The following is a 24,325-nucleotide window of genomic DNA, read 5'->3' on the forward strand; positions in this document are numbered from 1 at the left end:
CTGCTACGATAGCCGGCGCCACTCCCGAAACGATTCGCCATGCGCCGACTCGCCCTTCCGTTCGCCCTCGCCTTGATCGCCGGCGCGATCGCCACCGCCCATGCCACGCCGTCGGCGGCGCCTGCCGCCGCGCCGGCGCTATCGCCCGCGCCGCCGGCCATCCAGACCGCGACGACGCCATCCGCCGCGCAGGAGCCGCCCGTCAATCCGGGCAGCGGCATCGTGCTGCGCACGTTCCGGTCGGCGTCGCTGAAGCGCGACTGGTCGTACACGGTCTACCTGCCGCCCGGCTACAACCCGGAAGGCGCACGCTACCCGGTGATGTACCTGCTGCACGGCAACGCGGGCAACGCGAACGACTGGGTCACGCAGGGCCGGCTGCAGGCCACCGCCGACACGCTGATCGAGCACCGCGACATCCCGCCCGTCGTGATCGTGATGCCGCAAGGCGGCACCGACTGGTACGTCGATCGCAAGGAGAAGATGCAGAGCGCGTTCCTCAACGACCTGCTGCCCGAAGTCGAAGCGCACTTCGCGGTGTCGAACCAGCGCGCGGGCCGCGCGATCGGCGGCGTGTCGATGGGCGGCTTCGGCGCGCTGCGCTTCTCGCTGCTCGAACCGGGGCTGTTCTGCGGCGCGATGCTGCTGAGCCCGGCCATCTACGCGAACGAGCCGCCGCTCAATTCCGCCGCGCGCTACGTCGGCGTGTTCGGCGATCGGCAGTTCGATTCGCGCGTGTGGCACGAGTTGAACTATCCGGCGCTGCTGCGCGGCTATTTCGCGCGCAACTGGCGTGTGCCGATGTTCATCGCAGCCGGCGACGACGACCTGACGATCCAGGCGGAATCGAGCGTGCTGTACACGCACCTGCGCCGCGCGCAGAACCCGGCCGAGCTGCGCATCGTCGACGGCGGGCATACGTGGGACGTCTGGCGCGGGTTGCTCGGGCAGGGGTTGAAGTATGCGCTGGAGTGCGTGAAGTAACGCCCGACGGCCGTTGCGGCGATCGTTCCGGGCTGGCGGGTCGGTAATCGGCCGACCGCCGTCGCTGACCGTCGTGCCCTGCGCGCCGCCCGCCGCTCAAAGCCACGTCCCGCCCTGTCGCTCGCTCGGCTCCGTATCGAGCGCATCGAAATCGTGGATCCAGTCCAGGTGATGCAGCACGCGATCGCGGTCGGCCAGCCGCGCGTTGCGTGCCTGCGCGGCTGGCCCGTCGGGAAGATGCAGCACGTCGGCTGCCGAGATCGACGCATATTGCACCTTGCGCGTCCGGCCGCGGCGCAGCCGCTCGTAGGCTTCCTGCGCTTCGCGCCAATTGCCCGGGCCGGCCTTCGCCAATTGCGCGGCCAACACCACCGCATCCTCGATCGACTGATTCGCGCCCTGCCCGTGATGCGGCACCAGCGCATGCGCGGCATCGCCGATCAACGTCACGCGCCCGCGGCTCCATCGGCCGAGCGGCGGACGGTGAAACAGCCCCCAGCGCTGGCTGATCGGCACGGCCGTGATCATCTGCACCACCGCCGGATGCCAGTTCCGGAACGTACGCAGTTGCTCGCCTTCCTCGGCCGGCATGACCCACTCGCGCGACGGCCACGGTGACGGGTGCCGCTCGACCAGCAGGAAATTCTGGTCGCCGTCATCGCCGATCGGATAGTGCAGCAGATGCCCATGCGGCCCGACCCAGAACTGGATCGTGTCGGGATCGGGCAGCAGGTCCATGCGCGCGGCCGGCACCACGCCGCGAAAACCCGAACAGCCCGAATACAGCGCATCGTCGTAGCCGAGCATCCAGCGTCGTGTGATCGAACGCGCGCCGTCCGCGCCGATCACGAGATCGGCGTCGACCTGCGTGCCGTTGTCGAACGACAGCGTCACGCGATCGGGGTGTTGCGCGAGGTCGACCAGACGATGGCCGAGATGGATGCAGTCGAGGCCGACCGCCGTCGACAGCACGGCCTGCAGATCCGCGCGATGCACGCCCCAGTACGCGCCGCCGAATTGCCGGCGATAGTCGGGGGCGCCGCGATGATGGCCGATCACCGCGCCGCTGCGCCCGTCGCGGTAGACGAGCCCCGGGATGTCCGCGCACACCGCATCGAAAGCCGCGCGCAAGCCCATGCGTTCGTAGAAGCGCGTCGCATTGGCCGACAGCGCGACCGCCGCGCCGACTTCGCGCAATTCAGGCGTCTGCTCGTAGAGTTGCGCGTCGATGCCGTGCTCGCGCAACGCGAGCGCGAGGGTCAAGCCGCCGATGCCGGCGCCGACGATCGCAATCTTCAGGTTCGTCTGCATGATGAAGGTGTCTCCGATGTATGTGAGGTGTGCGGCGGGCTCGGCGCTCGTGCCGAATGCATGCGCCGTATCGGTATTTTCAGGAGTGGACTTTTATCCGGCAATAAAATGAAATGAATCTGCTTCATCACTGAATGCAATGAACCGGGCTACGCGCAACGATGGAACTGAGCGAGATCGATCTCAACCTGCTGCTGCTTTTCCAGCGGCTGATGCAGGAACGGCGCGTATCGAGCGTCGCCGAGCAAATGAACATGAGCCAGCCAGGCGTCAGCAACGCGCTCGCCAAGCTGCGCCGCCGGCTCGGCGATCCGCTGTTCGTGCGCGGGCCCGGCGGCGTCGTGCCGACACCGTTCGCGCTGCGTCTCGCGGAACCCGTGTCGCAGGCGCTCGCGACGCTGCACGCCGCGCTGAACCCCGACACCGGCTTCGATCCGCTGCACGCCACGCGCACGCTGACGATCGGCATGACCGATATCGGCGAAGTCGTGTTCCTGCCCGCGCTGCTCGAACACTTGTCGCATGCGGCGCCGGGCATCGCGCTGAACACCGTGCGCAACACGAGCGTCAATCTCGGCGACGAAATGGCCGACGGCCGCGTCGATCTCGCGATCGGCCTGCTGCCGCAACTGAAGGGCGGGTTCTATCAGCGCCGGCTGTTCGATCAGCGCTATGTATGCCTGTTCCGGCGCGGGCATCCGCTCGAGGGGGCGCCGCTGACGGTCGACGCGTGGCGCGACGCCGAACATCTGGTCGTGGTGTCGGCCGGCACCGGGCACGGGCAAGTGGACGAATGGCTGACGCGTCGCCGCGTGAAGCGCCAGGTGCGGTTGACGGTGCCGCATTTCATGAGCGTGGGCTACATCCTGCAGCGCACCGACCTGATCGCGACGGTGCCCGAGCACCTCGCGTTGCAACTCGCCGCGCCGTTCTCGCTCGGCTGGCGTGCGCTGCCCGTCACGCTGCCCGGCGCGCCGATCCATATGCTGTGGCACACGCGGGTCAATCAGGACGAAGGGAACCGCTGGCTGCGCGATGTGGTGGTCGAGTTGTTTGCGGAAACCGGTGCGCGAACGCGAAAGGCCGCGGCCGGCCGGCGGACATGATCATGGCGATCGCCTGTCACGGAGAACCCCATCGATGAATCCCAGACGCGTGCATGCGCTCTATCTCAAACATCGTCCCGACGTGGAACTGGTCAAATGCGAATGGATTCATCTACTGTCGACCGGCAGCGTCGATCGCGACCTTCTCTGGAAGATGCTGTCGACGATCGGTTCCGCGGACGTCGTCATCCACGTTCGTCGCAAGATCGGCGATTTTCTGCCGATCGAACCCGCCATCGCTTTTATCGGCGAACACATCGGCAAAGGGCAGATGCTCGTTTCCGATCGCGCATTCACGAACTTCGTCGTCGTCGCGCACAACGGCGTGGCGGCGACCTGGCCACAATGCCTGACGCGAAGCCGGATCGATTTGCTGCCGCGCGCGCCAAACGCCACGGCGATATAGTCGACCGATCGCGAGAGCGTGTCGCGCGGCCAATCGCGCTTCGCGGCTCTGCATCAACCGGCCGGTCGTGCATTTCGACTACATTGCCGAAGTGGCGACGGCATCGACCCTCGCCCGCCTCCCCCGCCATTCAACCCGCAGGAAATCACGCCATGTCCGTCTCGAAGAAATTCGCCGCCGTCACGGGTGCCGGCTCCGGCATCGGTCGCTCCACGGCCATCGCACTCGCCCAGGCCGGCTTCACCGTCGCGCTGCTCGGGCGCACTGAGGCGTCGCTGCGCGACACGCAGGACGCCATCCGCGTCGCCGGCAGCGACGCCGAGGTGTTTCCGGTCGACGTCACCGACGAAGCATCGGTCGACCACGCGTTCGCACAGATCGCGCAACGGTTCGGCCGGCTCGATGTCCTGTTCAACAATGCCGGGCGCAACGCCCCGGTCGTGTCCCTCGACGAATACGAACTCGACGTGTGGAACAGCGTCGTCGCAACCAACCTCACCGGCGTATTCCTGTGCGCGCGCGCCGCATGGCGGCTGATGAAAACGCAGACGCCGCAGGGCGGCCGAATCATCAACAACGGCTCGATCTCGGCGCACGCGCCGCGCCCCGATACGATCGCGTACACGGCCACCAAGCACGCGGTGACCGGAATCACGAAGTCGCTGGCGCTGGACGGCCGCCGCTACAACATCGCGTGCGGCCAGATCGACATCGGCAACGCCGCGACGTCGCTCACGGAACGGATGACGCAAGGCGTCCCGCAAGCGGACGGCAGCCTGGCGCCCGAGGCGCGGATGGACGTCGCGCATGTCGCGAATGCGGTCGTCCAGATGGCGAATCTGCCGCTCGATACCAACATCCTCAACATGACGATCATGGCGACGACGATGCCGTTCGTCGGGCGCGGATAGCGCGCGGTGCGACTGGCGCCGGGAGGCAGCATCACGCATTGACTGCTGCCGAATCACCCCGTCGCGCGGCCGCTGCATGCCAGCGCGCTTACGGCACGGATTCGGTGCGGCAGGCCGATCGCCCGCCGCTCGTCCTCGAGCAGTTGCGCCAGCGAAGCGTGCAACCGTTCGAGGCTGCGCGGCGGTAGTGCAAAGCTTGCCCAGCCGAGCCCGCCATGACGCAGTAACAGCACCACGCCTCCTTCCAGCGGATGGCGCTCGGCATACCAGCAGGGATCCATTTCCGTCACGAATGGCTGCCCGTGCGGCGGACGCTCCGGCACCGCCGGCCGCATCGACGCGCGCAGCAAGCTCAAGTACTGGATGACCGCGTCCACGTCTTCCGGATCGAGCACGGCCGCGCCCCGTTCGATCGACATCAGCACCACGAGCTTGCCGTGCTCTTCGATCATCTTGATGCTCAACGGTTGTGCCATGTTTGTCGTCCTTGCCGGAATTACACGATCCAAGTATCGACCTCGGTACACGCGAACCGGCTGAAGATCGGCGATCCGCGCATGAAGCTTTTTTTAGAAAGCGCCGGGAAAGTGCGCGGCTTCATCGGTTACGCGGTCGACCACTGTCGCGTGCCCGACCGCGTCGCCATGCAGCTCGCCGCTGCCTGATTCCGCCGATCACATTGCGCATACGCTGCGTGACGAAGGCCACCGGGTCGACGGCGCGCGGCTGCCGACCGAGTGCCACTTGCTCGCATTCCTGACGCGCAACGCTGGCCGCGTGCTCACGCGCACGACGATCTTCGAGGCCGTGCGGGCTACCGCTTCGGTCGGCGGCTCGCGACCACCTGCCCGGCTGAGCCCGCCCGTTCCTTAAAACTTGTTTCATCTTTTTTGCGACCGGCTGTTAGTGGACGCTCCGCAGAATCCGGTCATCGGTTGCGCATCGGGTCTTTCCCGAGGACGCGCACAGCCGGCTCTTCTTCACGACGATATTGAACGGAGCAGCACCTCATGCTGAAAATTGTCCGGCTCGCGCTCGCCCGGCCCTATACGTTCGTCGTACTGGCGCTGCTGATCCTGATCGCGGGCCCGCTCGCGGCAGTCCGCACGCCCATCGATATCTTTCCGGACATCCGCATTCCGGTGATCAGCGTCGTCTGGAACTACGCGGGCCTGCAGCCGGACGACATGTCCGGACGCGTGATCACGTACTACGAGCGCACGCTCGGCACGACGGTCAACGATGTCCAGCACATCGAGTCGCAATCGTTCCGCGGCTACGGCATCGTGAAGATCTTCTTCCAGCCGACGGTCGATATCCGCACGGCGACCGCGCAGGTCACGTCGATCTCGCAGACCGTGCTCAAGCAGATGCCGCCCGGCACCACGCCGCCGCAGATCCTCAACTACAACGCGTCGACCGTGCCCGTGCTGCAAATCGCACTGACCAGCAACACGCTCGACGAACAGAAGCTGGAGGATTACGCGGTCAACTTCATTCGACCGCAGTTGCTGTCGGTGCCCGGCGTCGCGATTCCGACGCCGTACGGCGGCAAGGCGCGCGAAGTGCAGATCGACCTAGACCCGCAGGCGCTGCAGTCGAAAGGGCTGTCGGCGCAGGACGTCGCGCACGCACTCGCGCAGCAGAATCAGATCATCCCGGCCGGCACGCAGAAGATCGGCCGCTTCGAATACAACATCAAGCTCAACAACAGCCCGCTCTCGCTCGATGCGCTGAACGACCTGCCGATCAAGTCGGTCGACGGCACGACGATCGACATCCGTGACGTCGCGCACGTGCGCGACGGCTACCCGCCGCAAGGCAACATCGTGCGCGTGGACGGCCACCGCGCGGTGCTGATGAGTATCCTGAAGAACGGCTCCGCCTCGACGCTCGACATCATCGCCGGCGTGAAGGCGAAGCTGCCGCTGGTCGAACAGACGCTGCCGCCGGGCCTGACGCTCGTCACGATGGGCGATCAGTCGACCTTCGTGAAGGGCGCCGTGAGCGGCGTGGCGCGCGAAGGCATCCTCGCCGCGGCGCTGACCTCGCTGATGATCCTGCTGTTCCTCGGCTCGTGGCGCTCGACGCTGATCATCGCCGCGTCGATCCCGCTGGCCGTGCTCTCGGCCATCGCGCTGCTCGCGGCCACCGGCGAAACGCTGAACGTGATGACGCTCGGCGGCCTCGCGCTCGCGGTCGGGATCCTGGTCGACGACGCGACGGTGACGATCGAGAACGTGAACTGGCACCTCGAACAGGGCAAGGACACGCGCACCGCGATCGTCGACGGCGCGAAGCAGATCGTGATGCCGGCGCTCGTCTCGCTGCTGTGCATCTGCATCGTGTTCGTGCCGATGCTGATGCTCGACGGCATCTCGCGCTTTCTGTTCGTGCCGATGGCCAAGGCGGTGATCTTCTCGATGGCGTCGTCGTTCGTGCTGTCGCGCACCTTCGTGCCGATGCTCGCGCAATACCTGCTCAAGCCGCACGCATCGGCCGGTCACGCGTCGGGCGAACTTGCCGCGGTGATGGATCCGCACGCTGGCCATGCCGGCGCGCACGACGTCCCGCCAGCGCGCAACCCGCTGGTGCGCTTCCAGCGCGCCTTCGAGCGCCGCTTCGAAGCCGTGCGCGCGTCGTACCGGATCCTGCTGGGCCTCGCGCTCACGCGCCGCAAGCCGTTCGTCGGCGCCTTCCTCGGCATCGTGGCCGCGTCCTTCCTGCTCGCGCCGTGGCTCGGCCGCAATTTCTTCCCGACCATCGATTCCGGCGAGATCGCGCTACACGTGCGTGCGCCGGTCGGCACGCGTGTCGAGGAAACCGCCGCCGAACTCGACCGCATCGAGAACACGATTCGCGGCGTGATTCCGCCCGCGCAGTTGCGCGAAGTGATCGACAACATCGGCTTGCCGAACAGCGGGATCAATCTGACCTACAACAACAGCGGCACGCTCGGGCCGCAGGACGGCGACATCCTGATCTCGCTGTCGCGCGATCACGCGCCGACCGCCGACTACGTGCACACGCTGCGCGAACGCCTGCCGCGCGCCTATCCGGGCACCACGTTCTCGTTCCTGCCCGCCGACATCGTCAGCCAGATCCTCAACTTCGGCGCACCGGCGCCGGTCGACCTGCAGGTGGCCGGCCCGAACCAGCAGGCCAATCTCGCCTATGCGCGCGAGCTGTACCGCAAGCTGCGCCTGATCGCCGGCGTCGCGGATCCGCGCATCCAGCAGGCCGGCACCTATCCGCAGTTCACGGTGACGGTCGACCGCACGCGCGCCGACCAGCTCGGCATCACCGAGCAGGACGTGACGAACTCGGTGGTCGCGACGCTCGCCGGCACCAGCCAGGTCGATCCGACCTACTGGCTCAACCCGCACAACGGCGTGTCCTATCCGATCGTCGCGCAAACGCCGCAGTACAGGATGACCACGCTGTCGGCGCTGCAGAACCTGCCGGTCACCGGCGCGAACGGCCAGTCCCAGTTGCTGGGCGGCCTCGCCACGATCACGCGCGGTGTCGGCAACGCGGTGGTGTCGCACTACGACATCGAGCCGCTGTTCGACATCTATGCGACTACCCAGGGGCGCGACCTCGGCGCGGTCGCGGCCGACATCGACGGCATCGTCAAGGCCACCGCAAAGGATCTGCCCAAGGGCTCGACCGTCACGCTGCGCGGCCAGGTGCAGACCATGAACGGCGCGTTCGCGGGCCTGCTGCTCGGCCTCGTGGGCGCGATCGTGCTGATCTACCTGCTGATCGTCGTGAACTTCCACTCGTGGGCCGACGCGTTCGTTATCGTCTCGGCACTGCCCGCGGCGCTGGCCGGCATCGTCTGGATGCTGTTCACCACGCATACGCCGCTGTCGGTGCCGGCGTTGACCGGCGCGATCCTGTGCATGGGGGTGGCCACAGCCAACTCGATCCTCGTCGTCAGTTTCGCGCGCGAGCGCCTGGCCGACACCGGCAACGCGCTGGCCGCCGCGCTCGAAGCTGGTTTCACGCGGTTCCGCCCGGTGCTGATGACCGCGCTCGCGATGATCATCGGCATGGCGCCGATGGCGCTCGGCCTCGGCGACGGCGGCGAGCAGAACGCGCCGCTCGGCCGCGCGGTAATCGGCGGCCTCGCATGCGCGACGATCGCGACGCTGTTCTTCGTTCCCGTCGTGTTCAGCCTCGTGCATCGGCGCGACGCGCTGAAGCACGACGCTTCCCGCGCCTCTTCCCTTTCCGCGTCCGGAGCTTCCCATGTCCACTGAGATCGATATCAAGTCGCCGAAACGGCTGCCCAACCTCAAGCTCGTCGCCACGCTCACCGCGCTGATCGCGGTCGGCATCGTCGCGACCGGCATCGTCGGCCGCGCGCACGCGAAACAGGACATGACCACCTGGTCCGCCGAACAGGCGGTGCCGACCGTGGCCGCGTACACGCCGTCGGCCGGCGACGCAGGCGCCGCGCTCGTGCTGCCCGGCCACCTGTCCGCGTTCGAGAGCGCACCGATCCACGCGCAGGTGTCGGGCTATCTGCATGCGTGGTACACCGATATCGGCGCGCACGTGAAGTCAGGGCAACTGCTCGGGCTGATCGATACGCCCGAACTCGACCAGCAATTGCTGCAGGCGCGCGCCGACCTGCAAAGTTCGCTCGCCAACGAGAAGCTGGCCGCGTCCACGGCCGCGCGCTGGACCAGGATGCTCGCGCAAGATTCGGTGTCGCAGCAGGAAACCGACGAAAAGACCAGCGACCTCGCGGCCAAGCAGGCGATCGTCGCCGCCAACGAGGCCAACGTGCGGCGCCTCGAGGCACTGGAGGCGTTCAAGCGCATCGTCGCGCCGTTCGACGGCGTCGTCACCGCGCGCAAGACCGACATCGGCCAGTTGATCTCGGCCGGCGGCGGCACCGGCCCGGAGCTGTTTGCCGTGTCCGACGTCCACCGGATGCGCGTCTACGTGAGCGTGCCGCAGAACGAGGCCGCCGCGATCCGCCCCGGCATGACTGCCACGCTGACCGTGCCGGAGCATCCGGGCGAGACCTTCCGGGCGACACTCGCCGACACCGACGATTCGATCGCCGATTCGACCGGCACGCTGCTCGTGCAGTTGATGGTCGACAACCGCGACGGCAAGCTGATCCCCGGCGAATACACCGAAGTGCATTTCGCGCTGCCGGCCGGCAGCACCCACGTGCTGACGATTCCGGCCAGCGCGTTGATCTTCCGGCAGGCCGGCCTGCAGGTCGCCGTGGTCGGCAAGGACAATCGCGCGGTATTCAAGCCCGTGACGATCGCGACCGATCTCGGCACGCACGTGCAGATCGCGACCGGCCTCGCGCCGGACGATCGCGTGATCGACAACCCGCCCGACTCGCTGGCCGACGGCGACCCGGTCAGGCTCGCGGCACCGGCCCCCACCATTGCATCGGCCAAGCACGACACGGAGCGTGCGCATGGCTAAGCGGCTTCGGCTCTGCGCGATGCTCGCCGGCGTCGCGTTCCTCTGCGCGTGCTCGTTCGCGCCCGCCTATCGCGCGCCGCGAACGGCGCTGCCGGCCAGCTTCAAGGAAGCGGGCGGCTGGCAGCCCGCGAAGCCGGCCGACCGCATCGCGCGCGACGGCTGGTGGAAGGCATTCCGCGACCCCGTACTCGACCGGCTCGAAGCCCGGGTGGCCGCGGCCAACCCCGACGTGGCCGCGGCCGTGGCCCGCCACGACGAAGCGGCCGCGCTGTTCGATCAGGCGCGCTCGGGCCTCTTCCCGACCATCGGTCTCGGCGCGCAGCTCTCGAGCAACCGTCAATCGGCCACGCGGCCGCTGCGCGGCTCGAACCAGCCGAACGTCTATGGCGACAACACACTCGACGCCCGCTTCGACTACGACCTCGACTTGTGGGGCAAAGTCCGCAACGAAGTCGCGGCCGGGCGTGCCGACGAACAGGCCAGCGCGGACGATCTCGCGTCGGTGCGGCTGAGTCTGCAAGCCAGCCTCGCCCACGCGTATTTCAGCCTGCGCGGGCTCGACCAGCAGCAACAGTTGCTGGCCGACACGATCGACACGTATCAGCGCGCGCTACGCCTGACGATGAGCCGGCACGCGGGCGGCATCGCGTCCGATCTCGACGTGTCGCGCGCGCAGACGCAGCTCGATTCGGCCCGCGCGTCGGCCGAGGATATACGAGCGAGGCGCGCGCTTGACGAGCATTCGATCGCGACGCTCACGGGCGTGCCGGCGTCGTCGTTCTCGCTGACGCCGGACCTGAACGCGGCGTATCTGCCGACGATCCCGGCCGGCATTCCCGCGACGCTGCTGCAGCGGCGTCCCGACGTCGCAGCCGCCGAGCGGCGCATGGCCGCCGCCAACGCGAAGATCGGCGTGGTGCGCGCGGCGTTCTTCCCCGACATCACGCTCGGGCTGGTCGGCGGCTACCAGAGCTCGGGCCTCGGCCACTGGCTCAGCGCGCCGAACGAGATCTGGTCGATCGGGCCCAGCCTCGCGCTGACGCTGTTCGACGGGGGCCGGCGCCAGGCGCTCACCGACCAGGCGCGCGCGCGGCTGGCCGAAAACGGCGCGAAATACCGCGTGGTGGTGCTCGATGCGTGCCGGCAGGTGGAAGACAACCTCGCACTCGCGCACCACCTCGGCGACGAAGCCGATCGCGAGCAGGAGGCGCTCGACGCGGCCGAACGCACGTTGCAGTTGTCGATGTCGCGCTATCGGGACGGCGTCGTCAGCTATCTCGACGTGGTGACGGCGCAGGCCACCGAACTCGATACCAGGGTCGCGATGCTGGAGCTGGACACGCGCCGGCAACTGGCGGCGGTGGGATTGATCGCCGCGCTGGGTGGCGGGTGGTCGACGGATGAGGCCGCATCCGGTACGCAAGCGCCGGCCGCGACGACGCCCCGTTCAGCGAACTGATTCCCTTGCGACACGGACGAGGCGTGTCGCATTTCGAGGCACCCGTCGCGATGACGGGTGCCGCTTTTTACGTCGGCCCGACTACTCGGAATGCTTCACGACGTGCCGGTTTCATGCCGCCGCGACTGCACACCGATGCATGAATTTCTTTTCACGTTGCGTATGCCGATCCGCTAATGTCCGTGCCTCATGCTTGTCCTCGACCGTGCGCGGCACCGACACGCCGCGCCTCTGCCATCGCAGGGCGCCCGTCATGTTCGTTGCGCGGCCGGAACCGCGCGTTCATGCGTCCGGCAGCGTCACCGGGTAACCGTAGCTGGTCACCTTATCGATCCGGACGTCGGGCAGATCAGCCGTGGTGCGATTGTGCGCCCAATCTGTCCACGCGATGCGACGCGAGATTGCGTTCGGCATCGATCGCACGATCACTATGTTCGGCTTTTGCGTGCGCGAGCGTCACATCGGCGATCGCGAGTCCGGTTCCCTGCACCTTCGCGAACGCCGGCAGCGACGAACACGCGAGCGCGACCAGGCCGGCCATCATGACGGTTGATTTCATTGCGTTACCCCCTGGGCGCACCGCGCGGTGCGCGGCTTCGATTGATCCATCGCTCGACGATACGCCGCTGCGCCTGACCATCCGGGCACACGCGCATGAAGGATTCTTTAACTTTTAGCGCATGCGGCAGCCCGTGCATGACCCGATCCGGGTTTGCATAAAACATGTTTCATCCTCGCGCTGCTGTTTGGATAGCCCGCTGTCCCTAATCTTCGTCTTGCGGCCGACGCAGGCATCCTGCCGTACGGCCTCTATTCAACGCTATCCAGGAGCCGAAGATGAATCACCCCGCCCGCTACCTCGTCTGCGCCGCCATGCTCGCATTGAGCGTCTCCGCGCATGCCGAGACGAAACTTACGCCGGCGCAATGCCATGACTATCCGTTCGTGCACACGAACGGACAGGTCTCCCACCGACAGCTCGTCAACGAACTGAACGAGCTGGAATCCGTCGGCTACGACCCGTCGTCCGGAGACGAGAGCAGCTATCCCGACGATATCGATTCGGCGCAGGCGCGCCTGATGCAGAAGTACCGGCACGATTGTGCCGGGGCGGCCAATACCGTCGCGTCGAGCGGTAACTGAATCGCCCCGGGGAACCCAAGCCGCTCGACGCTAGAGGCGCCGACCGAAGTAGCGCGACTCATCGAAGACTTCCTTGCCGCGGCAAAAAACCGAATGGCGTACCGCACCTGCCGCACGATGAACGCCCGATGCTCACGGCGCGCATACTCACTTTTCGTGCGGAATGCCGTCGATCGGGCACTCCGGCGTGCCGGGCGTTGCGCGCGTGAGCGCTTCGACACGGCGGCGCATCGCGTCGGGATCCGCAACCCAGTCGCGATAGAAGCCGAACGGGCATTCGGCGACGCCATTCGCGCCGTCGCCGGAATGGATCGTGCCGGTATAACCGCGATGCAGCAGCTTGTACAGATGGTTCTGCGACTGCATGTTGCGCCGCGCGTCGCGAATCATGCCGAGCGACAGCTCCGCATACTGCACGCCCATTTCCTCTTCGCCGCATTCGCCGAGTGTGCGCCCGTCGAACCCGACGATCGCCGAATGGCCGAAGTACGAATACACGCCGTCCCAGCCGGTGGCGTTGGCCACGGCCACGTAAGTGTTGTTCATCCACGCCATGGCCTTCGCGACCATCACCTGCTGCTCTTTCGCCGGGTACATATAGCCCTGGCAGCGCACGATCAGCTCCGCGCCATTCATCGCGCAGTCGCGCCAGATCTCCGGATAATTGCCGTCGTCGCAGATGATCAGGCTGATCTTGAGGCCCTTCGGCCCATCCGTCACATAGGTGCGATCGCCCGGATACCAGCCTTCGATCGGTGTCCACGGCATGATCTTGCGATACTTCTGCACGATCTCGCCGCGATTGTCGATCAGCACGAGCGTGTTGTACGGCACCTTGCGCGGATGCGCCTCGTGGCGCTCGCCCGTGATCGAGAACACGCCCCACACGTTGGCCTTGCGGCACGCCGCCGCGAAAATATCCGTCTCCTCGCCGGGAATCGTGGACGCCGTGTCGAACATTTCCTGACGGTCGTACATGATGCCGTGCGTGGAATACTCGGGAAACACCACGAGATCCATGCCCGGCAAACCCTGCTTCATGCCTGCCACCATGTCGGCGATACGGCGCGCGTTGTCGAGCACCTCCGCCTTCGTGTGCAGACGCGGCATCTTGTAGTTGACCACCGCGACGCCCACGCAGTCGCGGCTACTCGAAATATCACCATGTCGCATGACGCTTCCTCCTTGAACTCGTTGACGCCGCGCGCGACGGCCTGTTCGCAGGCATCGGCTCGCGCGCGGCACACCTCAGTGGCTGATCATCCACGGACGCCCCGCCGGCCGCTTGAGGCCGTCCGACGCCGTGCCCGCCAGCTTCGACGCGCCGCCCGAGCAACAACTGCAACCGGCGAGATAACGTAGCGGCGGCCCGTCGGCGGACTGGCGCGGCGCGTGCGCGGCACGTTCGTTGGTCGCGTGCGCGGCGCGACGCGTGCCCCCCATCAGCGCCAGCGATGGCGCGCTGATGACGCGCCCACCTTCCGCGCCGCAGTCGGGACAGCGGCACGGTTTCTCGCGATCCGCGATGCGGCGCATCACGGAGAACGGCCCGCAGCTTGCGCATTCGAAGTCGTAGATTGGCATGACGGCCTCCTGTTCCTGCGTCATTTCAATGTGTCGTTACGCGTTCGCGAGATCCGGCGAACACGGCAGATCGACGCCGCCCTGGATGTGCCGGATCGGGCCGTCGGCATTCGGGCGAATGTCGAAGTCGAAGATCTGTGTGGGCAGCCACAAGGTCGCGCACGCGTTCGGAATGTCCACCACGCCGCTGATATGCCCCTGCACCGGCGCACAGCCCAGCAACGAATACGCTTGCGCCCCTGAATAGCCGAATTTCTTCAGGTACTCGATCGCGTTCAGACACGCCTGGCGATACGCGGTGGTGACGTCGAGATAATGTTGCCCACCGTGCTCGTCGACGGAAATGCCCTCGAAAATGAGGTAATCGTTATAGGTCGGCGTGATCGGGCTGGGCTGAAAGACGGGGTTGCGAATACCGTATTTCGCCATGCCGCCCTTGATGAGATTCACGCGCATATGCACCCAGCCGGCCATTTCGATCGCGCCGCAGAACGTGATCTCGCCGTCGCCCTGGCTGAAGTGCAGGTCGCCGACCGACAGGCCCGCGCCATCCACGTACACGGGGAAAAACACCTTCGAGCCGCGCGACAGATCCTTGATGTCGCAGTTGCCGCCGTGCTCGCGCGGCGGCACCGTGCGTGCGCCCTGCGCGGCCGCCTGGTCGCGCGCCTCGCCCGCGAGCTTGCCCATGTGCGCGGTGGCCGCGAACGGCGGATTCGCGAGCGGCGGCACGCGATCGGGCGCGGTGGCGATCAGGCCGGTTTCGCGCGCGTTCCAGGTCTCCAGCAGCGTCGGGTCGGGCAGGCAGCCGATCAGGCCCGGGTGAATCAGGCCCGCGAAATTCACGCCGGGAATATGGCGCGAGCTCGTATAGACACCATGAAAATCCCAGATCGATTTTTGCGCGCTGGGGAAATGGTCGGTGAGAAAGCCGCCGCCGTTCGTCTTCGAAAAGAAGCCGTTGAAACCCCATTGGCTATCCGCCTTCGCGCCGATGTCGAGCAGGTCGACCACCAGCAGGTCGCCCGGCTCCGCGCCGTGCACGCCCACCGGGCCGGACAGAAAGTGCACGATCGACAGGTCGATGTCGCGCACGTCGTCGGCGCTGTCGTCGTTCTTGATGAAGCCGCCGGTCCAGTCGTAGGTTTCGAGGATGAAATCGTCGCCGGGCTTGACCCAGCAGGCCATCGGAATGTCGGGGTGCCAGCGGTTGTGCACCTGTTCGTTTTCGTAAGCCGACTGGTTCAGATCGACCTTGATGAGAGTCTCGGGCATGGCGTTCGCTCCTGGGTTCGCGGATTGACAGACGGCGCGGCGCGCGAACGCCGCACCGCGCTCAGACGGACAGATATTCGCGGATGCGGTCGGTGTCGCCCGCATCGCGCGTGCTTTGGTGCACGAAGCGCCCGCCCTCGATCACGAACAGGCGGTCGGCCACGTCGAGCGCGAAGCTCAACACCTGTTCCGATACGACGATGGCGATGTTGCGGCTCGTGCGAATCTGGTTGAGCGCCTTGGCGATGTCCTTGATGACGGACGGCTGGATGCCTTCGGTCGGCTCGTCCAGCAACAGCACTTTCGGGTCGGTCGCGAGCGCGCGCGCGATCGCGAGTTGCTGTTGCTGGCCGCCCGACAGATTGCCGCCCTTGCGCTTTCTCATGTCGAACAGCACGGGAAACAACGCGTACAGTTCGTCGGGCACGCGCTGGCTCTGCGCATTTTCGAGGCCCGTCTGAATGTTTTCCTCGACGGTCAGCGACGCGAAGATCTGCCGTCCTTGCGGCACGTAGCCGATGCCTTTCGACACGCGGCGGTAGCTCTCGTCCTTCGAAACGTCGGCGCCGGCCACGCGTACCGTGCCGCGACTGGCGGGCAGCATGCCGATCAGCGCCTTGAACAGCGTGGTCTTGCCCATCCCGTTGCGGCCCATCACGGCCACGCTTTCGCCCTGCGCGACGGAAAAGTCGATGCCGTGCAGCACTTCGCTCTGCCCATAGCTGACGACGAGATCGTCGACTTCCAGCATGATGTGTTCTCCGTGTTGTCGTTCGGTAACCGAATCAATGACCCAGGTAGACGTCGATCACGCGCGGATCGGCCTGCACCTGCGCCATCGGCCCTTCCGCGAGAATCTTCCCCTGATGCATGACCGTGACCTTGTGCGCGATGCGCTCCACGAAGGCCATGTCGTGCTCGATCACGATCATCGAGCGGTTGCGGCAGATGCGGTCGAGCAGATCGGCGGTCAGTTCGCGCTCGCGCACGCTCATGCCCGCGATCGGTTCGTCGAGCATCAGCAGTTCGGGATCCTGCATGAGCAGCATGCCGATTTCGAGCCACTGCTTCTGGCCGTGCGACAGCAGCCCCGCTTCCAGATCGAGCGCGGCGGCGAGGCCGATTTCGTTGGCCACGTCGCGCACGCGATCGGCCACGTCGGCATCCTCGCGATAGGCGAGCGCGCCGAACACGCCGCGTCCGCGCGGAAACGACACCTCGAGGTTCTGCGCCACGCTCAGGTTTTCGTAGATCGACGGCGTCTGGAACTTGCGGCCGATCCCTTTGCGCACGCGGCGGAATTCCGCGAGATGCGTGATTTCCTCGTTGCGGAATTTGATGCTGCCCGCCGTTTCCTTCGTCTTGCCGCAGATGAGGTCGAGCAGCGTGGTCTTGCCCGCGCCGTTCGGGCCGATCACCACGCGCAGCTCGCCGCGTTCGAGATACAGATTGAGCGAATCGATCGCCTTGAAGCCGTCGAACGACACGGTCAGGTCCTCGATCGCGAGCAGAAAGTCGGTATTGCTCATGCTTCACGCCTCCTCGTTCGCCGCACCGAGCCGCCGCCGCACGCGCGGGCGCACATGCTCGTCGTAGAGACCGGCCAGCCCGTTCGGAAACACCATCACCACGCCGATGAACATCGCCGCCATCAGATAGAGCCAGAGGTTCGGAAAGCTCTCCGAGAACCAGCTCTTGCCGAGATTGACGAGAATCGTGCCGTACACCGCGCCGACCAGCGACATGCGCCCGCCAATGGCCGCGTAGATCACCATTTCGATCGACGGCACGATGCCGACGAACGACGGCGACATGAAGCCCACCTGCAGCGTGAACATCGCGCCGCCGATCGCCGCGAGCATCGCCGCCAGGCAGAACGCGAACACCTTGAACATCGCGACGTCGTAGCCCGAGAAACGCACGCGGTCTTCCTTGTCGCGCATCGCGAGCAACAGCGTGCCGAGCTTGCTGCGCTGAACCCAGCGGCCGGCGAGCAGCGCGCCGATCAGCAACGCGGCGTTCACGAAGTACAGGATCAGCTTCGCGTGATCGGTGCGGATGTCCCAGCCGAGCAGCGTGCGCAGATCGGTGATGCCGTTCACGCCGCCCGTATAGCCTTGCTGGCCGATGATCAGCACCGAGAGGATCAGCGCGACCGCCTGCGTGATGATCGCGAAGTACACGCCGCCCACGCGCCGCTTGAACATCGCGTAGCCGATCACGAAAGCGAGCGCGGTCGGCACGACGAGCACCGCGAGGATCGAGAACGGCAACGAGTGAAACGGCTTCCACCACGTGGGCAGTGCGGTGAGCTGGTTCCAGTCCATGAAGTCGGGAATCCCCGGCGTGGTCTGCGTGTGCGTGGCGGCCGGATCGGACGCCTCGAGCTTCAGAAACATCGCCATCGCGTAGCCGCCGAGGCCGAAGAACACGCCCTGGCCGAGACTGAGCACGCCGCCGTAGCCCCACGCGATCACGAGGCCGATCGCCACGAACGCGTAGGTAAGGTACTTGCCCATCAGGTTCAGGCGGAACGTGTCGAGCGCGAGCGGAAACACGACCACGATCAGCAGCGCGAGCAGCACGATGCCCGCGTAGCCCGACGTGTCGAGCCGCGCCACGCGGGCTCGCCAGCCGGCCGGCGGCGCACCCCGGCCGGATCGCGGGGATACGCCGACCGCCGCGGGTTGGATGGGTTCCATGTCCATCTCTCCAGTCGAATGAAGCTGTGAATGAGGCTTGTGCATGAGCGCGGGCTTAAACGCGTCGCACCTTCGACGCGAACAGGCCCTGCGGACGCAGCATGAGAATCACGACGACGGTGAGCAGCGTGAGCACGCGTGCGATCGAGCCCGACAGAAAGAACTCGCTGATCGACTGCATCTGCGCGATGCCGAACGCCGACGCCACGGTGCCAAGCAGGCTCGCCGCGCCGCCGAACGTCACGACGAGAAACGAGTCGACGATATAGAGCGAGCCGCTCGTCGGGCCCGTCGAGCCGATCGCCGTGAAGGCCGCCCCCGCCACGCCCGCGATCCCGCAGCCGATCGCGAACGTCATGCGGTCGGTACGCCGCGTGTTGATGCCTGCCGCGTTCGCCATCGGCCGGTTCGCGACCGTGGCGCGCACGCGCAAGCCCCAGCGCAACCGATAGAGCGCGAGCAGCAGGCCGCCCGTCATCAACAGCGCGAGGCCCATCACGAACATGCCGCTCACCGGAATGTCGAGGCCGGGCGTGGGCTCCCACGAACCCATCAGCCAGTCGGGCAGCGCCGGACTCACTTCCTTCGGCCCGAAGGTCGAGCGGAACACCTGCTGCATGCCGAGGCTCAAGCCCCAGGTGGCGAGCAGCGTGTCGAGCGGACGCTTGTACAGATGGCGGATCAGCGCCCACTCGGCGAGCCAGCCCGCCGCGAAGGCCAGCGCGAACGCCGCGAGAATCGCGAAGAAGAAATACACGGGCGTGAGCGCGTGCCAGACGTTCTGCGAAAACCACGAGAACATGTAGACCGTATACGCGCCGATCGTCATGAATTCCCCGTGCGCCATGTTGATCACGCCCATCTGGCCGAAGATCACGGCGAGCCCGAGCCCCATCAGGAGCAGGACGCTGAAGAGACTCAGACCGGCGAAGCCCTGCATCAGCGTGATGTTGAAAATATCGGTAGCGGACATCGAACGCTCCTCGCGCGGCGGCGTCATCGGCCGCCGCGCCGCTGCGGTTGACGGATTACATATAGCCCTTCGGGAACGGATTCGGCTGGATCGGTTGCTCCGACTGCGCGACGACCTTGAACTGGCCGTCCGCCTGGCCCTGCCCGATCAGCGAGCGGCTCCACAGGTGGTGGTTCGCATCGACCTTCGCGTAGCCTTGCGGCGCGTTCGCCACTTCGATGCCCGCCGAGTGCGCGACCACCTTGTCCACGTCGAAGCTGCCCGCGCGCTCGCACGCGGCCTTCCAGATCCACGGGCCGAGATAGGCCGCCTGCGTCACGTCGCCGATCACCGACTTCTGGCCGTAGCGCGCCTTGAACGCCGCGACGAACTTCTTGTTGTTCTCGTTATCGAGCGACTGGAAGTACTTCATCGACGAATAGAAGCCCGCGAAGTTGTCGCCGCCGATGCCGAGCACTTCGTCTTCCGTGACCGACAGCGTCAGCAGGAATTGCTTCTGCGGCGTGATGCCCGCGGCCTTGAGCTGCTTGTAGAACGCCACGTTCGAGCCGCCCACCACGGTCGCGAAGATGCAGTCCGGCCGCGCGAGCTTGATCTTGTTCATCAGCGACGCGAATTCGGTCGTGCCGAGCGGGTAGTACTCCTCGCCCACCACCTTCGCGTGCAGATGCTGCTCGATATGGCGGCGCGCGATCTTGTTGGACGTGCGCGGCCAGATGTAGTCGGAGCCGATCAGGAAGAAGGTCTTGGCCTTCTTCGTGTTCGACGCCCAGTCGAGCGCCCAGAGAATCTGCTGGGTCGCTTCCTGGCCGGTGTAGAACACGTTCTTCGACTGTTCGAGACCTTCGTAGAAGGTCGGGTAATAGAGCAGGCCGTTGTCCTTCTCGAATACCGGCAGCACCGCCTTGCGCGAGGCCGAGGTCCAGCAGCCGAACACCGCCGCGACGTGGTCGTTCTCCAGCAGTTTCTTCGACTTTTCGGCGAAGGTCGGCCAGTCGGACGCGCCGTCTTCCTGAATGATCTGCACCTTGCGGCCGAGTACGCCGCCCATCGCGTTGATCTGCTCGATGGCGAGGCGCTCGGCCTGGATCGAGCCGGTTTCGGAAATCGCCATCGTGCCCGTGGCCGAGTGAAGCTGGCCGACCGTCACCGTGGTGTCCGTGACCGCGAGGCGCGTGGTGTTGACCTTCGCCGTGGGCGGCGTCTGCGCCAACGCGCCGCGCGGCAGGCCAAGCGCCATCAGCGGCGCGGCGGCGAGACCGCCGAGCATTTTCCGGCGCAGCGGCGAAGGCATCCGGGCATCGTCATCGAGTCGATCGTCTGCGGACATCACGTTCTCCTTATCGGGTGCCCGGCGCGGAGCGCTGCGGGCTGGGTCGAGGTTGGACGCAATGTAGAAAGCCAATTTGAGGATCGGAATACGTCAATCGACGTATTCCCGGTGCGTGGACTGGAATGTAATTTGCATTGCAGGGCGATCCTGAGCGGTGTGGCCCGCCGTTGTGCCGTTCGCGCCCCGCTCGCGCCGCTTTCGCACCATTTCGGATCATCTTCATGTCCCAGAGTCACCCGTCAGTGGGCGCGCCCGGTACGCAACGCATCGTCAAGGTGCGTCGCGACTACAACGCGTGGGTCGGCGACGAAACCCTCGAGGACTACGCGCTGCGCTTCACGCCGCGCTCGTTCCGGCGCTGGTCGGAGCTGCGCGTGGCCAACACGGCGATCGGCGCCGTGTCGTTTCTGGTGCTGGAAGCGATCGGCGGCAGCCTGGTCGTCAACTACGGCTTCACGAACGCGGTCTGGGCCATTGCGGCCGTCTCCGTGCTGATCTGGCTCACCAGTTTGCCCATCAGCTATTACGCGGCGCGCTACGGCGTGGACATGGACCTGCTCACGCGCGGCGCGGGCTTCGGCTATATCGGCTCGACGGTCACGTCGCTGCTGTACGCGGTGTTCACGTTCATTTTTTTCGCGCTCGAAGCGGCCATCATGTCGCTCGCGCTCCAGCTTTATTTCCATATTTCGCTGGCGATCGCCTACGTCGTCAGTTCGCTCGTGGTGATTCCGATCGTCATGTTCGGCATCACGCTGATCAACCGCCTGCAAAGCTGGACGCAGCCGCTGTGGCTCGTCTTGTTCGTGCTGCCCTACGCTGCCGTGCTGTGGCGCCATCCCGACCTGATCGCGCAATGGACCACCTTCGCGGGCTTCGCGCCGCAAGGCCGCGCTTTCAGCCTGGTCGCCTTCGGCCAGGCGTCGACGGTCGTGTTCGCGCTGATCGTGCAGGTGGGTGAACAGGTCGACTATCTGCGCTTCCTCCCGCCGCTCACCGCGAAGAACCGCACGCGCTGGTGGTTCGCATTGCTCTCGACGGGGCCGGGCTGGATCGTGCCCGGCGCGCTCAAGATGCTGGGCGGCGCCCTGCTCGCCTTCATCGCGCTCCAGTACGAAGTCGATGCCAGCCACGCCACCGAGCCGACGCAGATGTACCTCGTCGCCTATCATCTCCTGCTCGATCCGTTGGGGCTCGCGAGCTGGGCGCTGCCCGCGATGACGCTGTTCGTGATCGTCTCGCAGTTGAAGATCAACGTGACCAACGCCTATGCGGGCTCGCTCGCGTGGTCCAATTTCTTCGCGCGGCTCACGCACAGCCATCCGGGCCGCGTGGTATGGCTCGTGTTCAACGTCATGATCGCGTTGCTGCTCGTGGAAATGGGCGTGTTCGATGCGATCGCCAAGGTGCTGTCGCTCTACGCGAACATCGCGATTGCGTGGATCGGCGCGTTGTTCGCCGATCTCGTCATCAACAAGCCGCTCGGCTACAGCCCGCGACATATCGAATTCAAGCGCGCGCACCTCTACGACGTGAACCCCGTGGGCGTCGGTGCGATGCTGATCGCGGCGGCCGTCGCGATGCTCGCGCATAGCGGCTTGTTCGGCGTGCTTGCCCAGGCGATGTCGTCGTTCATCGCGTTCGGCGCGGCGTTCGCGTGCGCACCCGTGCTCGCGATACTGACACGCGGCCGCTATTACATTGCCCGCGCCGCGCAACCGACCGGCGACGCCACCTCGCTGCGCTGCGCGATTTGCGAAAACACCTTCGAACCCGACGATACGGCGTACTGCCCGGCCTACGGCGGCACGATCTGCTCGCTATGCTGCTCGCTCGACTCGCGCTGCCACGATCGCTGCAAGCCGCACGCGCGCTTCACGTCGCAAGCCGACCGCGCGCTGCATCGCGTGCTGCCCGGCGCGCGGCTCGGCCCCGCCGCACTGCGCCTCATCCACTATGCGAGCCTCGTGCTCGCCATGCTCGCCGTGCTGGGCAGCGTGCTCTACCTGATCTGGTCGCAGAGCGCGACTTCGATGAGCGCCGCCGGGCCGTCGATCGGCCATGCGCTTGCGGGCAGTTTTCTGAATATCTTTCTCGCGCTGTCGCTGGTGGGCTGCATCGCGGCCTGGTGGTTCGTGCTGGAGCGCGAAAACCGCCGCGTCACGCAGGAAGAGTCGCAGCGGCAAAACGAATTGCTGATGCTCGAGATCGACGCGCATCAGAAAACCGACGCGGCGCTCAAGCGCGCGACCGCCGCCGCGGAATCGGCCAACCGGGCCAAGAGCCGTTACGTGTCCGGTTTGAGCCATGAGTTGCGCACGCCGCTGAACAGCATTCTCGGCTACGCACAATTACTGCTGCAGGCGAAGGAAGAACTCGCGCCCACCCGCTACAACGCCGTGCGCACGATCCATCGCAGCGGCGAGCATTTGCTCGCGCTCGTCGACGGCCTGCTCGACATCGCGCGCATCGAGGCGGGCAAGCTTCAATTGAACGTCGCCAAGGTATCCCTCGCCGATTTCGTCGCGCATCTGACGTCGATGCTCCGTCCGCAGGCGCTCGAAAAGGCGCTCGCCTTCGACGTGCAGACGGTCGGCCGGCTGCCGGCTACCGTGCGCACCGACCAGAAGTGCATGAGTCAGATCCTCACGAACCTGATCGGCAATGCGATCCGCTTCACGTCGAGCGGCACGATCACGCTGCGCGTGAGTCACGTGCTCGATACGCTCAAATTCGAGGTGATCGATACCGGCCCCGGCATCCCGCCCGCCGAAATGGAGCGCCTGTTCCTGCCGTTCGAACGCGGCGAAGCGGCCCATGCGTACGATCACGGCGCCGGCCTCGGGCTGACGATCTGCCGCCTGCTCACGCAAGCGCTCGGCGGCAGCCTCGAAGTGGACAGCGAAGTCGGGCACGGTACGCGCTTCGTGGTGCGCCTGTTCGCCCCGGCCGTCGACACGGCGGCCGAAACCCACGCCGAACTCGCGTCGATTCTCGGCTATACGGGTGCGCGCCGCACCATTCTCGTGGTCGACGACCTCGACGATCAGCGCGACATCGTCGTGCAGTTGCTCACACCGCTCGGCTTCGACGTCGCCGAAGCGGCCAGCGGCACCGATGCGCTGCGCTGGCTGGCGATTCACACGGCGGACGCGATCATCATGGACATTTCGATGCCGTTGATGGACGGCTACGAAACCAGCCGCCTGATCTCCGAGAATCAGTTGTCGAACGCGCCCATCGTGCTGCTCTCCGCCAACGCGTTCGCCGACGACCGCGACCGTGCGAGCGCGACCGGATGCAAGGGATATCTGGTGAAACCGCTGCAGGTGAACCTGCTGCTGGACAAGCTTGCACAACTGCTTGCACTCGACTGGATTGCATCCGAAACCAACACGAGCGCGCTACCGGCGGCGAGCCTGCCTGCCGCGACACTGCCGCCCCCACCTGCCGTGTGGCCACGCGAACTCATCGAACATCTGCATGCGCATCTCGAAGTCGGCTACGTACAGGGCGTGATCGAGCAGCTCGACGCCGCCCGCGAGGCCTGGCCCGGGTTGCTGCAACAAATCGACGCGTTGCGCGCGTTGGCGGAACGCTTTCAGCTAAGGGAACTCGAGCATGAACTTGACCGACTCGCGCGCGGCGCGAACGCATGACGCGCCCACCCCGATCGTG

General features: G+C 66.1%; 21 protein-coding genes. 10 read left to right on the forward strand and 11 right to left on the reverse strand.

All coding sequences use genetic code 11. From position 1 onward, the window contains the following. The first annotated feature begins 39 nt into the window (after window positions 1-39). A complete protein-coding gene (locus QZM72_RS13595) occupies window positions 40-984 on the forward strand; it encodes an esterase family protein (protein ID WP_179233521.1) in 945 nt (314 codons plus the stop codon). A 96-nt stretch (window positions 985-1,080) separates the two neighbouring features. Here the strand turns inward: QZM72_RS13595 and QZM72_RS13600 are convergent, their stop codons facing one another. Further along, window positions 1,081-2,295, reverse strand: coding sequence for an FAD-dependent monooxygenase (locus tag QZM72_RS13600; RefSeq protein ID WP_301738368.1), 1,215 nt, complete (start codon window positions 2,293-2,295; stop codon window positions 1,081-1,083). 161 nt (window positions 2,296-2,456) lie between these two features. On the opposite strand from QZM72_RS13600, the gene QZM72_RS13605 reads away from it, so the two are divergent. The 3 genes from QZM72_RS13605 to QZM72_RS13615 all read left to right on the forward strand — a co-directional run bounded on the left by QZM72_RS13605 (window position 2,457) and on the right by QZM72_RS13615 (window position 4,718). After that, window positions 2,457-3,401 carry a LysR family transcriptional regulator gene (locus tag QZM72_RS13605; RefSeq protein WP_089470019.1) on the forward strand — a complete coding sequence of 315 codons (945 nt, stop codon included), beginning with the start codon at window positions 2,457-2,459 and terminating at the stop codon, window positions 3,399-3,401. Between the two features lie 34 nt (window positions 3,402-3,435). Next, window positions 3,436-3,807, forward strand: coding sequence for a hypothetical protein (locus QZM72_RS13610; protein ID WP_144030156.1), 372 nt, complete (start codon window positions 3,436-3,438; stop codon window positions 3,805-3,807). A gap of 152 nt (window positions 3,808-3,959) precedes the next feature. After that, entirely contained in the window at window positions 3,960-4,718 is a 759-nt protein-coding gene (locus tag QZM72_RS13615) for an SDR family oxidoreductase (RefSeq protein WP_301738369.1), read from the forward strand. Between the two features lie 53 nt (window positions 4,719-4,771). On the opposite strand, the gene QZM72_RS13620 is transcribed toward QZM72_RS13615, so the two are convergent. Next, entirely contained in the window at window positions 4,772-5,194 is a 423-nt protein-coding gene (locus QZM72_RS13620; protein WP_301738370.1) for a hypothetical protein, read from the reverse strand. On the opposite strand from QZM72_RS13620, the gene QZM72_RS13625 reads away from it, so the two are divergent. From QZM72_RS13625 to QZM72_RS13640, 4 genes are all read left to right on the forward strand, one after another. After that, window positions 5,156-5,383 carry a hypothetical protein gene (locus tag QZM72_RS13625; RefSeq protein WP_301738448.1) on the forward strand — a complete coding sequence of 76 codons (228 nt, stop codon included), beginning with the start codon at window positions 5,156-5,158 and terminating at the stop codon, window positions 5,381-5,383. The two genes, QZM72_RS13620 and QZM72_RS13625, sit on opposite strands and share 39 nt — an antisense overlap. Before the next feature lie 345 nt (window positions 5,384-5,728). Beyond that, complete coding sequence (locus QZM72_RS13630; RefSeq protein WP_301738371.1) at window positions 5,729-8,983, forward strand: efflux RND transporter permease subunit; 3,255 nt, start codon at window positions 5,729-5,731, stop codon at window positions 8,981-8,983. Further along, window positions 8,973-10,178: an efflux RND transporter periplasmic adaptor subunit gene (locus QZM72_RS13635; protein WP_301738372.1), complete on the forward strand. Its 1,206-nt coding sequence runs from the start codon at window positions 8,973-8,975 to the stop codon at window positions 10,176-10,178. Before QZM72_RS13630 ends, QZM72_RS13635 begins: the two co-directional genes overlap by 11 nt. Continuing rightward, entirely contained in the window at window positions 10,171-11,637 is a 1,467-nt protein-coding gene (locus QZM72_RS13640) for an efflux transporter outer membrane subunit (protein ID WP_301738373.1), read from the forward strand. Before QZM72_RS13635 ends, QZM72_RS13640 begins: the two co-directional genes overlap by 8 nt. Window positions 11,638-11,986: 349 nt before the next feature. On the opposite strand, the gene QZM72_RS13645 is transcribed toward QZM72_RS13640, so the two are convergent. Beyond that, window positions 11,987-12,196 carry a hypothetical protein gene (locus QZM72_RS13645; protein WP_301738374.1) on the reverse strand — a complete coding sequence of 70 codons (210 nt, stop codon included), beginning with the start codon at window positions 12,194-12,196 and terminating at the stop codon, window positions 11,987-11,989. Window positions 12,197-12,474: 278 nt separating this feature from the next. Between QZM72_RS13645 and QZM72_RS13650 the strand changes: the two genes are divergently transcribed. Then, complete coding sequence (locus QZM72_RS13650) at window positions 12,475-12,780, forward strand: DUF4148 domain-containing protein (RefSeq protein ID WP_089470024.1); 306 nt, start codon at window positions 12,475-12,477, stop codon at window positions 12,778-12,780. A 147-nt stretch (window positions 12,781-12,927) separates the two neighbouring features. Here QZM72_RS13650 and QZM72_RS13655 read toward each other — a convergent pair whose 3' ends face one another. From QZM72_RS13655 to urtA, 8 genes are all read right to left on the reverse strand, one after another. Further along, window positions 12,928-13,953 (reverse strand): aliphatic amidase, encoded by a 1,026-nt coding sequence (locus QZM72_RS13655; protein WP_301738375.1) that lies wholly within the window; start codon window positions 13,951-13,953, stop codon window positions 12,928-12,930. A gap of 75 nt (window positions 13,954-14,028) precedes the next feature. Continuing rightward, window positions 14,029-14,364 carry a zinc ribbon domain-containing protein gene (locus QZM72_RS13660; RefSeq protein WP_301738376.1) on the reverse strand — a complete coding sequence of 112 codons (336 nt, stop codon included), beginning with the start codon at window positions 14,362-14,364 and terminating at the stop codon, window positions 14,029-14,031. 36 nt (window positions 14,365-14,400) lie between these two features. After that, on the reverse strand, window positions 14,401-15,639 hold the full coding sequence (gene fmdA, locus QZM72_RS13665) for a formamidase (RefSeq protein WP_089470026.1): 1,239 nt from the start codon (window positions 15,637-15,639) through the stop codon (window positions 14,401-14,403). A 61-nt stretch (window positions 15,640-15,700) separates the two neighbouring features. Beyond that, entirely contained in the window at window positions 15,701-16,390 is a 690-nt protein-coding gene (gene urtE / locus QZM72_RS13670) for an urea ABC transporter ATP-binding subunit UrtE (protein ID WP_301738377.1), read from the reverse strand. Between the two features lie 34 nt (window positions 16,391-16,424). After that, window positions 16,425-17,168, reverse strand: a complete 744-nt coding sequence (gene urtD / locus QZM72_RS13675; protein WP_089470028.1) for an urea ABC transporter ATP-binding protein UrtD — start codon at window positions 17,166-17,168, stop codon at window positions 16,425-16,427. Between the two features lie 3 nt (window positions 17,169-17,171). Next, window positions 17,172-18,341, reverse strand: a complete 1,170-nt coding sequence (gene urtC, locus QZM72_RS13680) for an urea ABC transporter permease subunit UrtC (protein WP_301738378.1) — start codon at window positions 18,339-18,341, stop codon at window positions 17,172-17,174. 55 nt (window positions 18,342-18,396) lie between these two features. Next, on the reverse strand, window positions 18,397-19,314 hold the full coding sequence (urtB, locus tag QZM72_RS13685) for an urea ABC transporter permease subunit UrtB (protein ID WP_301738379.1): 918 nt from the start codon (window positions 19,312-19,314) through the stop codon (window positions 18,397-18,399). Window positions 19,315-19,369: 55 nt separating this feature from the next. Continuing rightward, the gene (urtA, locus tag QZM72_RS13690; protein ID WP_089470030.1) at window positions 19,370-20,644 is read right to left on the reverse strand and encodes an urea ABC transporter substrate-binding protein; all 1,275 of its coding nucleotides are present in this window, start codon (window positions 20,642-20,644) and stop codon (window positions 19,370-19,372) included. Window positions 20,645-20,868: 224 nt separating this feature from the next. Between urtA and QZM72_RS13695 the strand changes: the two genes are divergently transcribed. Beyond that, window positions 20,869-24,306 (forward strand): ATP-binding protein, encoded by a 3,438-nt coding sequence (locus tag QZM72_RS13695; RefSeq protein ID WP_301738380.1) that lies wholly within the window; start codon window positions 20,869-20,871, stop codon window positions 24,304-24,306. Window positions 24,307-24,325 lie beyond the last annotated feature (19 nt).

It is taken from the genome of Burkholderia sp. AU45388 (genome assembly GCF_030481585.1).
Classification (GTDB): Bacteria; Pseudomonadota; Gammaproteobacteria; order Burkholderiales; family Burkholderiaceae; genus Burkholderia; species Burkholderia sola.

What these genes read in the sequence shown, in the direction of transcription:
- QZM72_RS13595 (WP_179233521.1), top strand. Translation starts at nt 40, where the DNA reads ATGCGCCGACTCGCCCTTCCGTTCGCCCTCGCCTTGATCGCCGGCGCG.
- QZM72_RS13600 (WP_301738368.1), bottom strand. Translation starts at nt 2,295, where the DNA reads ATGCAGACGAACCTGAAGATTGCGATCGTCGGCGCCGGCATCGGCGGC.
- QZM72_RS13605 (WP_089470019.1), top strand. Translation starts at nt 2,457, where the DNA reads ATGGAACTGAGCGAGATCGATCTCAACCTGCTGCTGCTTTTCCAGCGG.
- QZM72_RS13610 (WP_144030156.1), top strand. Translation starts at nt 3,436, where the DNA reads ATGAATCCCAGACGCGTGCATGCGCTCTATCTCAAACATCGTCCCGAC.
- QZM72_RS13615 (WP_301738369.1), top strand. Translation starts at nt 3,960, where the DNA reads ATGTCCGTCTCGAAGAAATTCGCCGCCGTCACGGGTGCCGGCTCCGGC.
- QZM72_RS13620 (WP_301738370.1), bottom strand. Translation starts at nt 5,194, where the DNA reads ATGGCACAACCGTTGAGCATCAAGATGATCGAAGAGCACGGCAAGCTC.
- QZM72_RS13630 (WP_301738371.1), top strand. Translation starts at nt 5,729, where the DNA reads ATGCTGAAAATTGTCCGGCTCGCGCTCGCCCGGCCCTATACGTTCGTC.
- QZM72_RS13635 (WP_301738372.1), top strand. Translation starts at nt 8,973, where the DNA reads ATGTCCACTGAGATCGATATCAAGTCGCCGAAACGGCTGCCCAACCTC.
- QZM72_RS13640 (WP_301738373.1), top strand. Translation starts at nt 10,171, where the DNA reads ATGGCTAAGCGGCTTCGGCTCTGCGCGATGCTCGCCGGCGTCGCGTTC.
- QZM72_RS13645 (WP_301738374.1), bottom strand. Translation starts at nt 12,196, where the DNA reads ATGAAATCAACCGTCATGATGGCCGGCCTGGTCGCGCTCGCGTGTTCG.
- QZM72_RS13650 (WP_089470024.1), top strand. Translation starts at nt 12,475, where the DNA reads ATGAATCACCCCGCCCGCTACCTCGTCTGCGCCGCCATGCTCGCATTG.
- QZM72_RS13655 (WP_301738375.1), bottom strand. Translation starts at nt 13,953, where the DNA reads ATGCGACATGGTGATATTTCGAGTAGCCGCGACTGCGTGGGCGTCGCG.
- QZM72_RS13660 (WP_301738376.1), bottom strand. Translation starts at nt 14,364, where the DNA reads ATGCCAATCTACGACTTCGAATGCGCAAGCTGCGGGCCGTTCTCCGTG.
- fmdA (WP_089470026.1), bottom strand. Translation starts at nt 15,639, where the DNA reads ATGCCCGAGACTCTCATCAAGGTCGATCTGAACCAGTCGGCTTACGAA.
- urtE (WP_301738377.1), bottom strand. Translation starts at nt 16,390, where the DNA reads ATGCTGGAAGTCGACGATCTCGTCGTCAGCTATGGGCAGAGCGAAGTG.
- urtD (WP_089470028.1), bottom strand. Translation starts at nt 17,168, where the DNA reads ATGAGCAATACCGACTTTCTGCTCGCGATCGAGGACCTGACCGTGTCG.
- urtC (WP_301738378.1), bottom strand. Translation starts at nt 18,341, where the DNA reads ATGGAACCCATCCAACCCGCGGCGGTCGGCGTATCCCCGCGATCCGGC.
- urtB (WP_301738379.1), bottom strand. Translation starts at nt 19,314, where the DNA reads ATGTCCGCTACCGATATTTTCAACATCACGCTGATGCAGGGCTTCGCC.
- urtA (WP_089470030.1), bottom strand. Translation starts at nt 20,644, where the DNA reads ATGTCCGCAGACGATCGACTCGATGACGATGCCCGGATGCCTTCGCCG.
- QZM72_RS13695 (WP_301738380.1), top strand. Translation starts at nt 20,869, where the DNA reads ATGTCCCAGAGTCACCCGTCAGTGGGCGCGCCCGGTACGCAACGCATC.